Source organism: Microbacterium sp. GQ128, from assembly GCF_059758615.1.
The window spans coordinates 332,462-346,143 of sequence record NZ_JCAXDY010000001.1; the positions used below are offsets into that span (position 1 = coordinate 332,462).

Annotated in this window: 14 protein-coding genes; 6 read left to right on the forward strand and 8 right to left on the reverse strand. The window is 67.8% G+C overall.

Annotated features, from left to right (window positions below):
• Positions 1-4: 4 nt before the first annotated feature.
• Positions 5-676: a phosphoserine phosphatase SerB gene (gene serB / locus AC6CHX_RS01620; RefSeq protein WP_498271398.1), complete on the reverse strand. Its 672-nt coding sequence runs from the start codon at positions 674-676 to the stop codon at positions 5-7.
• A 49-nt stretch (positions 677-725) separates the two neighbouring features.
• Positions 726-1,967 (reverse strand): glucose-1-phosphate adenylyltransferase, encoded by a 1,242-nt coding sequence (gene glgC / locus AC6CHX_RS01625; RefSeq protein ID WP_498271399.1) that lies wholly within the window; start codon positions 1,965-1,967, stop codon positions 726-728.
• A gap of 46 nt (positions 1,968-2,013) precedes the next feature.
• Between glgC and glgA the strand changes: the two genes are divergently transcribed.
• The 3 genes from glgA (at position 2,014) to AC6CHX_RS01640 (ending at position 4,349) form a co-directional block, all read left to right on the forward strand.
• Positions 2,014-3,198 (forward strand): glycogen synthase, encoded by a 1,185-nt coding sequence (glgA, locus tag AC6CHX_RS01630; protein ID WP_498271400.1) that lies wholly within the window; start codon positions 2,014-2,016, stop codon positions 3,196-3,198.
• A 17-nt stretch (positions 3,199-3,215) separates the two neighbouring features.
• On the forward strand, positions 3,216-4,001 hold the full coding sequence (locus tag AC6CHX_RS01635; protein ID WP_029261777.1) for an ABC transporter ATP-binding protein: 786 nt from the start codon (positions 3,216-3,218) through the stop codon (positions 3,999-4,001).
• Positions 4,002-4,091: 90 nt separating this feature from the next.
• Positions 4,092-4,349, forward strand: coding sequence for a type B 50S ribosomal protein L31 (locus AC6CHX_RS01640; RefSeq protein ID WP_028501712.1), 258 nt, complete (start codon positions 4,092-4,094; stop codon positions 4,347-4,349).
• 76 nt (positions 4,350-4,425) lie between these two features.
• Here AC6CHX_RS01640 and AC6CHX_RS01645 read toward each other — a convergent pair whose 3' ends face one another.
• Genes AC6CHX_RS01645 through AC6CHX_RS01655 form a run of 3 tightly spaced genes read right to left on the reverse strand, consistent with a single transcriptional unit; the run spans position 4,426 to position 8,016 of the window.
• The gene (locus AC6CHX_RS01645) at positions 4,426-4,707 is read right to left on the reverse strand and encodes a hypothetical protein (protein ID WP_136042058.1); all 282 of its coding nucleotides are present in this window, start codon (positions 4,705-4,707) and stop codon (positions 4,426-4,428) included.
• A gap of 55 nt (positions 4,708-4,762) precedes the next feature.
• Positions 4,763-6,016, reverse strand: a complete 1,254-nt coding sequence (locus AC6CHX_RS01650; RefSeq protein WP_498271401.1) for an alpha/beta fold hydrolase — start codon at positions 6,014-6,016, stop codon at positions 4,763-4,765.
• A complete protein-coding gene (locus AC6CHX_RS01655) occupies positions 6,013-8,016 on the reverse strand; it encodes a DUF262 domain-containing protein (protein ID WP_498271402.1) in 2,004 nt (667 codons plus the stop codon). Before AC6CHX_RS01655 ends, AC6CHX_RS01650 begins: the two co-directional genes overlap by 4 nt.
• Positions 8,017-8,192: 176 nt before the next feature.
• Between AC6CHX_RS01655 and AC6CHX_RS01660 the strand changes: the two genes are divergently transcribed.
• Both AC6CHX_RS01660 and AC6CHX_RS01665 read left to right on the forward strand, forming a co-directional pair.
• Positions 8,193-8,966 carry a hypothetical protein gene (locus tag AC6CHX_RS01660; RefSeq protein ID WP_376106306.1) on the forward strand — a complete coding sequence of 258 codons (774 nt, stop codon included), beginning with the start codon at positions 8,193-8,195 and terminating at the stop codon, positions 8,964-8,966.
• A gap of 172 nt (positions 8,967-9,138) precedes the next feature.
• A complete protein-coding gene (locus AC6CHX_RS01665; protein WP_136042062.1) occupies positions 9,139-9,642 on the forward strand; it encodes a DUF3145 domain-containing protein in 504 nt (167 codons plus the stop codon).
• Between the two features lie 151 nt (positions 9,643-9,793).
• Here the strand turns inward: AC6CHX_RS01665 and yczR are convergent, their stop codons facing one another.
• Positions 9,794-11,197 (reverse strand): MocR-like transcription factor YczR, encoded by a 1,404-nt coding sequence (yczR, locus tag AC6CHX_RS01670; protein ID WP_498271403.1) that lies wholly within the window; start codon positions 11,195-11,197, stop codon positions 9,794-9,796.
• Between the two features lie 95 nt (positions 11,198-11,292).
• Between yczR and yczE the strand changes: the two genes are divergently transcribed.
• Complete coding sequence (gene yczE, locus AC6CHX_RS01675; RefSeq protein ID WP_136042064.1) at positions 11,293-11,955, forward strand: membrane protein YczE; 663 nt, start codon at positions 11,293-11,295, stop codon at positions 11,953-11,955.
• Between the two features lie 93 nt (positions 11,956-12,048).
• On the opposite strand, the gene AC6CHX_RS01680 is transcribed toward yczE, so the two are convergent.
• Together AC6CHX_RS01680 and AC6CHX_RS01685 are read right to left on the reverse strand one after the other, a co-directional pair.
• Positions 12,049-13,287 (reverse strand): beta-ketoacyl-[acyl-carrier-protein] synthase family protein, encoded by a 1,239-nt coding sequence (locus AC6CHX_RS01680; protein WP_498271404.1) that lies wholly within the window; start codon positions 13,285-13,287, stop codon positions 12,049-12,051.
• 93 nt (positions 13,288-13,380) lie between these two features.
• Positions 13,381-13,629, reverse strand: coding sequence for an acyl carrier protein (locus AC6CHX_RS01685; RefSeq protein WP_017202249.1), 249 nt, complete (start codon positions 13,627-13,629; stop codon positions 13,381-13,383).
• Positions 13,630-13,682: the final 53 nt, after the last annotated feature.

Sequence of the window (13,682 nt, forward strand, 5' to 3'; positions counted from 1 at the left end):
GACGCTAGCGGCGGGGGCGGACATCCACCAGAGGCCCGGACGACGGCAGGAGTGCGATGACCTCGGACAGGTCCTGCGGTCCGATGACGAGACTCGCGGCCTCGCGGACGGCGGGCTTGGCGTTGAAGGCCAGACCGAGTCCGGCGACCCCCATCATCTGCAGGTCGTTCGCCCCGTCGCCGATCGCGATCGTCGCGTGCGGGGGCACGCCGAGTTCCGCTGCCCACTCCTGGAGTGAGGTGGCCTTGGCCGCCCCGTCGACGATCCCGCCGTCGACACGACCGGTGAGTTTCTCGTCGGCGATCTCGAGACGATTGGCGCGCCACCGGTCGACGCCGAGTCCCGGCGCGACATGGTCGAGGATCTCGTGGAAGCCCCCGGACACGACTCCGACGACGCCCCCGCGGTCGTGGACGGCCGCGGTGAGCTCGCGTACTCCGGGCGTCGGTTCGATCCGTGCACGCACCCGCTCGAACGCCGAGACCGGCACGCCCTGAAGAGCGGCGACGCGGGAGCGGAGGCTCGCGGCGAAGTCGACCTCGCCGCGCATCGCCGCCTCGGTCGCCGCCTGCACCTCGGCGCGGCGACCTGCCTCGTCGGCGAGCAGCTCGATCACCTCGTTGCGGATCAGGGTGGAATCGGCATCGAGGACGACGAGGAAGCGCGCGGCGGTCACCCGTCGAGCCTATCGATCACCGGGCGGTCCGAAGCGCCGCGTGACGCCGTCAGCGCTCGATGAAGACGCCCTTGCCGACGACCGTGATGCCGGAGTCCGTCACGGTGAAACCCCGTGCGAGGTCCCGCTCGCGGTCGACGCCCACCGTGGCCCCGTCGGCCAGCACCACGTTCTTGTCGAGGATCGCCCGGTGGATGCGCGCACCCTGTCCCACGTGGACGTGGTCGAAGACGACGGAGTCCGTGATTGTCGAGCCGCCGCCGGCGAGCGTCCAGGGGCCGACCACGCTGCGCTCCAGGTGGGTGCCGGACAGCACCGACCCGAGCGAGACGATCGAGTCGATCGCGTTGCCGATGCGGCCGACCGAGTCGCGCACGAACTTCGCGGGCGGGGAGTTGACCGCCTGCGAGTGGATCGGCCACTCCATGTTGTAGAGATTGAAGACGGGCAGAGTCGAGATCAGGTCGCGGTGCGCGTCGAAGAACGAGTCGATGGTCCCCACATCTCGCCAGTACGAGCGATCGCGCGGCGAAGACCCGGGGACGTCGTTCTGCTTCATGTCGTAGTAGCCGGCCTCGCCGCGGTCGACGAAGTACGGGACGATGTCGCCGCCCATGTCGTGCCCGGATGTCGGTGACTCGCCGTCGGCCTCGACGGCGGCGATGAGCGCGTCGGCGTCGAAGATGTAGTTGCCCATCGAGGCCAGCACCTCGTGCGGGGAGTCCTCGAGGCCGGCGATGTCGGTCGGCTTCTCCAGGAACTGCTTGATGCGCCCGGATTCGGCGTCGGCGTCGATCACCCCGAACTGCGAAGCCAGCGCGAGGGGCTGACGGATGCCGGCGACCGTCGCCTTCGCACCGGATTCGATGTGCGCCTCGAGCATCTGCCGGAAGTCCATGCGGTACACGTGGTCGGCGCCGATGACCACGACGATGTCGGGCTTCTCGTCGTTGATCAGGTTCATGCTCTGCAGGATCGCGTCGGCGGATCCGGAGAACCATCGCTTGCCGAGTCTCTGCTGCGCGGGGACCGAGGTCACGTACGAGTCGAGGAGTGCCGACATGCGCCAGGTCTGCGAGATGTGCCGGTCGAGGCTGTGCGACTTGTACTGCGTCAGCACGACGATCTGCCGGAGCCCGGAGTTGATGAGGTTCGAGATCGCGAAGTCGATCAATCGGTACTGTCCGCCGAAGGGCACTGCGGGTTTCGCGCGATCCGCCGTGAGCGGCATGAGGCGCTTGCCCTCGCCGCCGGCGAGGATGATCCCGAAGACCTTCTTTGGAGCGGACATGGCTCCACCATAGATGCGTTCGCGGCCGCTGTACTAGCGTTCAGACATGCGAGTCGAAATGATCACGAAGGAGTACCCGCCCGAGGTCTACGGCGGTGCCGGAGTGCATGTCGCGGAACTCGTCGCCGCGCTTCGAGAGCACGTCGACGTGCGGGTGCGCGCGTTCGGCGCGACCCGCGACGAGCCCGATACCTTCGCCTATCGCACGCCCGCGGAGCTCGCCGGAGCGAACCCCGCGCTGCAGACTCTGGGCACGGATCTCGAGATCGTGTCCGCCATCGCCGACGCCGACCTCGTGCACAGTCACACCTGGTACGCCAACTTCGCCGGTCACCTCGCCTCGCAGCTGCACGGCATCCCGCACGTGCTCACCGCGCACAGCCTGGAGCCCCTCCGTCCGTGGAAGGCCGAGCAGTTGGGCGGCGGGTACGCGATCTCCAGCGGCATCGAGCGCCTCGCGTACGAGAACGCCGCCGCTGTGATCGCGGTGAGCGCCGGCATGCGCGCCGACATCCTCCGCAGCTACCCCCAGGTCGATCCTGCGAAGGTCCGCGTGATCCACAACGGCATCGACGTCGAGCGCTGGCGTCCGGTGCAGGACGCGGCCTTCCTCCAGTCGATCGGGATGGACCCCGCGCGACCGTCGGTGGTGTTCGTCGGTCGGATCACGCGGCAGAAGGGGCTGCCGTATCTGCTGCAAGCTGCCCGGCTCCTGCCGCCCGAGGTGCAGCTGGTGCTGTGCGCGGGCGCCCCGGACACCCCGGAGATCATGGCCGAGGTGCAGGAGGGGGTGCGGTTGCTGCAGGAGACGCGTGACGGCGTCATCTGGGTGGAGCGGATGCTGCCGCGCGATGAGCTGTCGGCCATTCTCACCGCCGCGACCACGTTCGTGTGCCCCTCCGTCTACGAACCGCTCGGCATCGTGAACCTCGAGGCGATGGCGTGCGGTGCGGCGGTCGTCGGCACCGCGACCGGGGGCATACCCGAGGTCGTTTCCGACGGTGTCACGGGTCGGCTCGTGCCGATCGAACAGCTGCAGGACGGCACCGGTACGCCGGTGGATCCGGAGCGCTACGTGGCGGATCTGGCTACCGTGCTCACCGAGGTGGCCATGGATCCGGAGCGGGCACGGGCCTACGGCGAAGCCGGACGCGAGCGCGCACGGGACGACTTCAGCTGGGCCGCCATCGCGGAGACGACGCGCGCGCTCTACGCGGAGCTCACCGCCTGAGCCGATAGGCTGGAACCATGCCGAGCGCTCTGGAATTCACCGACGTCGTCGTGCGCCGTGAAGGACGCAACATCATCGATCACGTGACCTGGGAGGTCGACGACGATCAGCGATGGGTGATCCTCGGACCGAACGGGGCGGGCAAGACCACCCTCCTGCAGCTGGCCGACACGCTCATGCACCCGACCTCCGGCACCGTCACCGTGCTGGGGGAGACCCTGGGTCGTACCGACGTGTTCGAGGTGCGTCCGCGCATCGGCTTCGCGTCGTCCGCCATGGCCAAGCGCGTCCCCCGTGACGAGACGGTGCTCAACACCGTGCTCACCGCGGCGTACTCGGTCCTCGGCCGCTGGAACGAGAACTATGAGGACATCGACGAGCGCCGCGCGCTCCGCGTCCTGGCGGACTGGCGCCTCGACCACCTCGCGGACCGCACGTTCGGCACGCTCAGCGACGGCGAGCAGAAGCGCGTGCAGATCGCGCGCGCCGTGATGACCGACCCGGAACTCCTGCTGCTCGACGAGCCGACGGCCTCGCTCGATCTCGGGTCGCGGGAAGAGCTGCTGGCGCTGCTCAGCGGCTACGCGTCCTCGCCGACGACGCCCGCGATGCTGATGGTGACCCACCACGTCGAGGAGATCCCGGTGGGCTTCACGCACGTGATGCTGATTCGCGACGGCGCGATCGTCGCGGCCGGACCGATCGCCGAGACGCTCACGGCCGAAGCTCTCACTGACACGTTCGGCATGCCGATCGTGCTCAGCAGTGAAGACGGCCGCTACGCCGCCCGCGCAGCATCCTGATCCAGGTCTGATAGAATCGACCCTTGGTGCTTCCGCACCGCAGACTTCCCTCGTCCCTGGCACAATCCAGGGCAGCAACTAAGGAATCCCATGAAGACTGACATTCACCCCGAGTACAAGGCTGTCGTGTTCCGCGACCTCGGCTCGGGCGAGACGTTCCTCACCCGTTCGACCGTGACCGGCGACAAGACCATCGAGCTGGACGGCGTGGAGTACCCCGTCATCGATGTCGAGATCTCGTCCGCGTCGCACCCGTTCTACACGGGCAAGCAGCGCATCATGGACTCGGCCGGCCGCGTCGAGAAGTTCAACCAGCGCTTCAAGGGCTTCGGCGGCTCGTCCAAGTAACGACTGCCACGAAGAAGGCCCCATGCTCCTCGGAGCGTGGGGCCTTCTTCGTTCGTCTGGCGCTTGGCTGGCGGTCTCAGACGTCGATGACGATGCGACCGGCGTCGATGCGGCTCGGCGGGTCACCGGGCGAGGGCGCCGGCGCCGTCCGCTGCGTCTGCCGGTCGCGCTCGAGCGCGGCCTCATATGCTGACGGCATCCAGATCGCATCGAAGGAGCCGCCGAACCCGCCGCCTGCGCCGTCGTACTTCTCTTCTACGGGCTTCCGGGAGAACGTGTGCGCGATGCCGAAGGCGACGAGACCCGGCCCTGCGATGAGGACGATCGCCACATAGGTCCAGCCGAACACCTCGTTCATGACGACAGCGTAAGCCAGATTCAGCGAGAGTCCATCCCCCTCAGGGTGGACATGCTCAGCGGATGCGGCGGCCCTGTGCGAGGTCGATGAGGCGCGACAGCACCGGCCCCGAGCGCAGCCCGTTGTGCTCGTGCTCGCTGGTCACCCAGAGCTTCACGTCGGGGAGCAGGCGTGCCGTCTCGAGGGAGAACTCCATCGGCACGTACACGTCGTCGACGTAGACGGCGGCGGCGCCTGTCGCCCCGGACGCGGCGATCGCCTCCGCGTCGTAGATGCTCGGCCATTCGTGTTCCGCGAGCGCGAGGGTGACGTCGCGCCACGGCTGGAACGCGGGAACCGTCTCGGTCCACTCGCGCCGGATGTGCTCGCCGGTGAAGAGCGTCGGGTCGTCGCGGAAGTCGGAGGGCTCCGTGCGCTCCGCCGACCATCGCGTGGAGTGGCCATCGGCGTAGCTCGACTCGTGGAACGCGAAGTACAGCGGATTGCGGCCGCCGAAGGGCATCGCGTGCATCAGGTCGTACCGGAAGGCATTCGAGGACGGGTCGCGCTCGAGCAGCGTCCAGACGGTCTGCCAGCCGTCGTTCGTGCCGAGGGCTGAGCCCATCGACCGCAACCGCGATCGGGACACGACCTCGCCGTCGGGGAGCACGATGTCGCCGGCATCCGCCAGGTCGACGAGCCGTCGCATGGCGTCGCGGTGCTCCGGGAACCGACGGTAGTACCGCTCGGACGTCGTGCGCATCTTCTCGTAGCAGAGCGCATACACATCATCGGGGTGGCGTCCGATCGCGCTGAGGCCTCCCGTGATGAAGACGTCCTGCAGCGAGGACGCGTCCGTCGAGAGATAGGCCAGCGTCGTGAAGCCGCCGAAGGACTGCCCGAGCACGCTCCAGGTGGCAGCACCCAGGTGTTCGCGGATCGCCTCGCAGTCGCGCACGATGGAGTCGGCGCGCAGATGGGTCAGGTGCTCGGCCACGGCCTCGGCGCCGCGGGCGAGATCGTGATCGCCGACCGGGGTCGATTGCCCCGTGCCGCGCTGATCGAGGAGCACCAGGCGGTAGTGGGCGAGGGCTTCATCCAGCCAGGCCGGCGATGTCGAAGAGTGGAACGGGCGGGGAGCCTCGTGCCCCGGTCCGCCCTGCAGGAAGACCAGATAGGGGAGGGACTCACCGCCTTCGCGGGCGACCACGCGCGCGAAGATGTCGATGGTGCGGGAGTCGGCGGGGTCGTCCCAGACGAGCGGGACGGTGAGCGTGTGCTCTTCGACGGTGAGATCCAGCAGCTGGCGGACGACGGTGGTCATGGTCACATCACATTCCCGATGTAGGAGTATTTGACGAAGACCTCCGAGGCGATGCCCGACTCCTCGAGCACCCCCTGCACGGCGGTCATCATGTAGTTGGAGTCCCAGCCCATGTAGAGGAAGTGGGATTCGTCGAGCTCGTCCCACTGGCCCTTCCAGGCCATGTCCTGGTAGATCGGTCCGCCGTGGGCGGCGCAGTAGGCGAGTGCAGCGGCCCTCGTGTCGGTCCATGCGCGCCGGAAGACCCGGTTGAAGAGATACTTCACGTCGGGTACCTCCCACCGCTCACCGCGGTACTCGACGTAGTCGAACTCGCCTTCCCAGCCGGTGGGCCAGCCGCGCCGGCGCACGGCATCCAAGATCGGGGTCAGGCCGTCGTCGTCGATCTCCGGAAGCGCGGGGCGCGCCCAGATGCGGATCAGGTCGGACGTGAGTGCGACTGTGCGCTGCGTGATCGCCGACGTGTTCCACGCTGCGACCTCGGACAGCTCGCGGGTCGCCGGCACCGCGCTGCGGGCGTAGGCCTCTGCACGCTTGACCGGGAACGAGGCTCCGAAAACGCGCTCGGTGAGCGGTTGCTCGAGCAGGGTCAGGTTGCCGAGAGTCGGGGCGAGCGCCCGGTGGCTGTTCTGCTCGTCCTCGGAGTAATCGCTCCAGAAGCGCTCTCCATCGCCCGACCAGGCGTCGCCGGGGACGGTGGGCACGATGTGCTCGACGTCGAACTCGTCGACATCGTCGACGCCCTCCAGGCGACCGAGCACATACGCGGGGTGGGGGAGTTCGCTGTACTTCAGCACGGCGCTCACGCGCTCGTCGGAGGGGGTGATGCGGGCGAAGGCGCGCGCGAGCGAATCGCGACCCTCGCGTCGTGCGCGGCAGAGTCGGGCGATGAGCCGCTCGGCGGGAAGGTTGACCAGCGCGCGGCGGAGGTACAGAGCCTGGATCCACTCCAGCGTCTCGATAAGCTCGGCACGATCGATGACTCCCCGGGCGTGGTCGCTGTAGACACTCATCACGAGGGGGTACGACGAGCGCCCGAAGGTGTTCACGTGCCGCAGCTGTCGCGCGATCTCGGGATCCTTTTCCCGCGAGGGATCGAGGAGTATGCCGTACACCTCGGCGTAGTGGCGCCACTCGGCCGCATCCGCCTGCAGGTGGTTGACGTCGACGCGGGGGAACGACTGTCGGAACGCGCTGTACACGCCGTGCTCGCCGTTCGCGGCCACCTCCCGGCCCGTGACGAGCACGAGATAGTGCCGCCAGAAAGCGCCGATGGCCTCACCGGTGTGGTGCTCGATCGGCACCCAGAAGCGGGCTTCGACATCGACCTGCTCCGCGTGGCTGAGCCCCATCAGGATGTAGTTGTGGATGAGCTCGTGGTCACGCAGCGGCTCGCCCGTCGAGTTCAGGCTCTCGAAGATCTGCTGGGCGTTCGCCTGGGCTCCGAGGGTGATCGACACGTGCTCGAGCTTCTGCAGCCCGCGCCAGATGAGCGGGACCTCATCCACATGGATCTGGCTGCGGAAGAAGGCGTAGTTGTCGTCGAAGCGGGACTCGCGATCGGCGTCGTCCCGACGGTCGAGCACGACGGACTCGTACAGGTCGGCCCACGCATCGTGCGGACGCAGCTTGGTGCGGCCGGGTGCGTCGGCACGGACGAGAACTCGTTCCAGCGCAGCGGCGAGAGCGGCATCGGTGTCGCGGATCGCGTGGTGCAGCGCGGCGACCAGCAGCATCAGCGTGGTGATGCGCTGCTGGCCGTCGATGAGGATCAGGTCGGAATCGGCCGATGTGCCGTCTTCGGCGGAGAGGATCGAGCCGATGAAGTGGCGGTGTGCGTCGTCCTCCCGCGCGACGGCGCGGATGTCGGAGAGGAGGCGCTCGCACCCGCCGATGTCCCAGCGGTACTGCCGCTGATAGACGGGGACGACGATGGTGGTGGTACCCGCCGCGAGCCACTCGATCGTGTTGACTGCCGTCGCCTCGACGTTGGTCGCGGTGCTCATTCTGGTGTCTCGTCCTCCCATAGCGACGGGTGCCGAGGACTCGCCGGGCGCCCCGATCAGTCTATTCGGTTATCCACGGCCGACCTCCGAAGGGCTCGCGGGCTTCGCTGTTAGGCTTGCCTAATCAGGGCCTGTTAAAACGTGCTGGCCCCCGATGAAAGGAACATGACTCGATCATGGGTTACATCAAGTCCGCTGCCCTCGAGGAAAAGGGATTCGTCGTCCTCGACAGCTACAACCAGGAGCTCGACCCCAAGGAATGGCTCGACATCGAGTACAACGACTGGAAGTCGTCGGGTGACACCCGCTTCGCGCCGCTCGCCAGTGCCTTCGGTGACATCGAGTGCAACGGCTTCTGGAACCACAAGCCGCCGCGCACCGACAAGGACGGCGTCTGGATCGACTCGCAGATCGAGAAGGCTCCGAACCTGACGCGTCGCGCGCAGGAGCCCGGCGCCAACGTCGGACGCTGCCGTGTGATCGAGCTGCAGCCGACCCCGTACGGCGAATGCCTCTACAACCTCCACCAGGACGACAACAACCGTCTGAACCCCGACGGCACCGGCTGGGTGGTCCGCGGCTTCTTCAACCTGACGGACGACAAGGACAGCTACTTCGTCCTGCGTGAGAACCGCACCGACCCGAGCATCGAGTACCGCATCGCCCTTCCGGCCGGTGCGCAGCTCATCGTCGACACGCAGCGTCTGTGGCACGCCGCCACGCACAACGGCACCGAGCCGCGCTACTGCCTCATCACGTCGTGGACCTCGGGCCCCGAGCTCGACGCCTACATCGAGAAGTACAACGGCACCGACGACGTGCCCAACTACGAGGTCGACCAGGAGACGCTGGAGTTCGGCTACGCCGAGCAGGCGCGCAAGGATGCTGCTCGCGCGGCCTACTACGCGGCAAAGGGCCAGCAGGTCAAGCAGGCCATGAGCGAGGCCTGATCCTCCTCTGATCACATCGAAGGCCCCGGTCCCCGTGACCGGGGCCTTCGTCGTGGAATCACATGCTTGTGATTTCCGTCGAACTCCGCGAGAATGGGCCCACAACCGCATATTCTCGCCACTTCGTGGTTCAGGTCGTTGGGGAAGACGCACCTGATGAAACGGAGAGATCATGGCGACGGCTTACGCACGCGGAGTGGTGTTCATCCACTCTGCGCCTCGCGCGCTCTGCCCGCACCTCGAATGGGCGGTGGGTCGCGCTATCGGGCGTGCGGTGAATTTCGACTGGACCGAGCAGCCCGTCCTCGAAGGTGCCCGGCGCGCCGAGTTCTACTGGGACGGCCCCGTCGGCACCGGTGCTGCTCTCGCGACCTCCATCCGAGGGTGGGAGCACTTGCGGTTCGAAGTGACCGAAGACCCCACGCCGCGCAGTGATGGCGGGCGCTGGCTGCACACGCCCGACCTCGGCATCCACTACGCGCAGACGGATGCCGCCGGCAACATCGTCATCGGCGAGGACCGGATCCGCTACGCGATGGAGATCGCCGCGGGGAGTGCGATCGAGTTGCAGCGCGAGCTCGACATCGCGCTCGGGTCCGCCTGGGACGAGGAGCTGGAGCCGTTCCGTCATGCAAGCGATGACGCCAGGGTCGTCTGGCTGCACAAGGTCGGCTAGCCGACACCACAGACCGGGAGCGGGGGAGGCGTGAGTATCGGATGCCGGTGAATCATCCCGGACGCTGAGAAGACGTATCCCCGCTTCGCACGACGAGGACCCCGCCCCGGAAACGAGGCGGGGTCCTCGTCGCGCGGAGGTGGGCCGCCGGTCAGATGACCGCGGTGTGCTGCAACTCGTCGGTGTGGGACCGCGCGCCGCCGCGCACATCGTCCCAGGCCAGTGCCAGTCGTTGCATGGCCTCGGCTGTCCGCTCCGGCGGGAGGGTGATGGGGATGCGCAGGCGACGTTCGAGTACTCCTCCGGTGGTGAAGCGGGGGCCCGGGGGCAGGATGACACCGCGCTCACGCGCCGCGAGCGACAGTGAGGTCGAGAGTGGCGCGCCGATGTCGATCCATGCCGAGAGGCCGCCCGGGGTCGGCGGCATCCGGAAACCGGGAATTCCGGAAACGCCGCGCTCCACCGCCTCGCGTCCGGCGAGCAACCTGCGGCGGACATGAGACGTCAGTGCCGGCATGTCGTCGAGCAGTTCCACGGCGATGCACTGTTCGAGCAGCGCGGTACCCAGCTCGAAGGAGGGGCGCACGGCGAGCAGTCGTGCGATCACCGAGCGCTCCGCGCGGATCCAGCCGATACGCATCCCGCCCCAGGCGATCTTCGACATCGATCCGACGGTGATGACATTCGGTCCGCTCGCGGCCATCGGCGCGGGTGTCCATCCGCGATCGATGTCGAGTTCCGCAGTCGTCTCGTCGACGATGAGGTGGGCGCCGACGTTCCGGGCCGTCGTGACGATCCGCGAGCGCTCATCGTCGGGCAGCGTCGCGCCGGTGGGGTTGTGGAAGTCGGGGATGAGGTATGCGATGTGCGGACGCGACCCGAGGAGTGTCTCGTTCAGATGGCGGGTGTCCCAGCCGTCGACGTCGACGGGCGTGGGCACCAAACGGTAGCCGTGCCGATGCAGCGCTTCGAGCGCGTGCGGGAACGTCGGCTGCTCGACCAGCGCCCGCTCGCCCCGACGTCCGATGGCCGTCAGGATCAGGTTCACCGCGTTGAGTGCCCCTGAGGTGATGATGATCTCGTCTGCGGAGGTCGGGGCTCCGCGATCGCGGAAGCGCTGCGCGATGGCCTCTCGCAGTTCGGGGAGGCCTCGCAACGAGTAGCCGCTGGTGCCGCGCAGGGCAGCGAGGCGGGGAAGGGAACGTACTGTGGCGTCATACAGACCTGGCGTCGAATCCATCGAGGCGATCGAGAGGTCGATGGCGTCGTCATCGGGTTCCGTACTCCCCGCAGCCTGACCGTGGGGGAGCATCACCCGGGTGCTTCCTCCGTGCAGGCGGGAGACATAACCATCGGTCTCGAGCAGTCCGTAGGCGCGAGTGATGGTCGAACGCGAACGCCGCAGCTCCAGCGCGAGGGCTCGTTCACTCGGCAGACGCTCGCCGACCGTGAGTCGACCGTCGAGGATCAGAGCCCTGATGCGATCGGCCAGCGCCATGGCCGTCGCGCCTGCGACATTGTTCGCCCCGAGCTGCTCGACGAGTCGTGATCCCATGCCTCCATCCTGGCGCAAAGTGGTCTGATGTGCGCATGCCACTTTGCGGCGAGTGGATTCGCCTCGGAGTCGGAGCGACGGGCCAGAGTGGAAGGATGCTCCTCCGCTCTGTGTTCCTTCCTGTGGCCGCCGCCAGCCGGCGTGACCTCGTCGAGAGGCTCGTACAGCTGCTCGTCGGCCTCTTCCTCTATGGCGTGGCGCTCGGCTTCATGGTGCGCGGCGGCATCGGGGTGGCGCCGTGGGATGTGCTGGCGCTGGGGCTCGCCGGTCAGACCGGAGTCGGGTACGGCGTCATGACCGTGCTCGTCTCGATCGTGGTGCTGCTGCTGTGGATCCCGTTGCGTCAGCGGGTCGGGCTGGGGACCGTTCTGAACGCGCTCCTGGTCGGCCCCAGTGCCGATCTCGCGCTGTTCCTGATCCCGCAGCCGGCCTCGGTCTGGATCGGCGCCCCCATGTTCGTCTTCGGTCTCCTCCTCCTCGCCTTCGCGACGGGTCTCTACATCGCCGCCGACTTCGGTCCCGGTCCGCGCGACGGCCTGATGACCGGGTTGGTCCGACGCACCGGGTGGGCGGTGTGGCTCGTCCGCACGCTGATCGAAGGCGGCGTGCTGCTCGTCGGCTTCCTCCTCGGCGGTCCTGTGGGCGTCGGGACGGTGCTTTTCGCGTTCGGTGTCGGCCCGCTGATCGGGTGGTTCCTGCCGCGCATCACACGCATCCGCGAAGCGCGCTCGCGCCGGCTCGGGGCGCTGCGCGCCTGACCGCGATCGGAACCAGGTCACGGGCGATCGACGGCCTGCAGACACGAAGAGAGGCCCCCGGAATCCCGAGGGCCTCTCTTCTTGTCTGCAGCGTCAGTCCGCGCTGGCGACGACCAGCACGGCGTTGTGTCCGCCGAACCCGAACGAGTTGCTGATCGCGATCTGCGGACCGTCGCCGAGCGGCGTGGCCTCGCCGGAAAGGCGGAACGGGACCGCCGGGTCGGGCTCGGTCATGTTGATGGTCGGCGGAGCGACGCGGTCGCGCAGGGCGAGCAGCGAGAAGATCGCCTCCAGGGCCCCCGTACCACCGAGCAGGTGACCGGTGGAGGCCTTGGTCGCCGACACGGGAATCTCGTCGATCCGGTCGCCGAAGACCTTCTTGAGAGCGACATACTCGTTCGGGTCACCGACCGGTGTCGACGTGGCGTGCGCGTTGATGTGGGTGACCTGGTCGGCTGTGACGCCGGCCTCTGCGAGCGCCTGCGTGACGGCCCGTGCTGCGCCGTTGCCCTCGGGGTCGTTCCCGGTGATGTGGTACGCGTCGGCTGTGACTCCGCCGCCGAGCACGTAGCCGTAGATCTTGGCGCCGCGAGCCTTCGCGTGCTCCTCGGTCTCGAGGATCAATGCGGCTGCGCCCTCGCCCATGACGAACCCGTCACGGTCGATCGCGCCGGGGCGTGACGCGTGGGCCGGGTCGTCGTTCCTACGCGACAGCGCCTGCGCCGACGCGAACGAGGCCATCGTGATCGGGTGGATCGCGGACTCGGTGCCACCGGCGATCACGACGTCGGCGAGGCCGTCCTGCAGGTGGTGGAAAGCGTGGATGATCGACTCCGTGCTGGAGGCGCACGCGCTGACGACGGTCTGCGCATAGGCGCGAGCCTCGAACTGCAGCGAGAGGTTGCCCGCAGCGGCGTTCGGCATGAGCATCGGGACCGTCAGCGGCATGACCCGTCGCGGGCCCTTCTCGCGAAGCGTGTCCCAGGCGTCCAGGAGGGTCCAGAGTCCGCCGATGCCGGTGGCGAAGTCGATGCCGAGGCGCTCGGGAGCGACTTCGGGGGAGCCGGCGTCCGCCCACGCCTCGCGGGCCGCGATGAGAGCGAACTGCGACGACGGATCGAGGCGCTTGGCCTCGTGGCGGGGGAGCACCTCTTCCGGGCGCACGATCGCCTCGGCGGCGAAGGTGACGGGCAGCTCGTACTGCTGAACCCAGTCGTGTTCGAGCGTGCGGGTGCCGGACATGCCGGCCAGCAGGTTCGTCCAGTTCTCCGGGGCCGTGCCGCCGATGGCGGACGTGGCGCCGATGCCGGTGACGACGATGCGCTTGGTCATGGGGTGTGGTTCCTTGTCGAACGTCGAAGGGGATGAGAGGGCAGGGCGGAGGATGCCACTCCCGCGCGGTGCGGGGGTGGCATCCTGCCGGGATTACTCCTGGCCCGCGACGATGAAGTTGACGGCGTCGCCGACGGTCTTCAGGTTCTTGACCTCGTCGTCGGGGATGGTGACGCCGAACTTCTCCTCGGCGTTGACGACGATCGTCATCATCGAGATGGAGTCGATGTCGAGGTCATCGGTGAACGACTTCTCGAGGGCGACCTCGGAGGCGTTGATGCCGGTCTCGTCGGTGATCAGCTCTGCGAGGCCTGCGAGGACCTCATCGTTGGTGAAAGCCATGTGGTCTTCCTCTTTCTTGCGGGTTGTATTCGGAACCGTGGAACAGTCTAGAG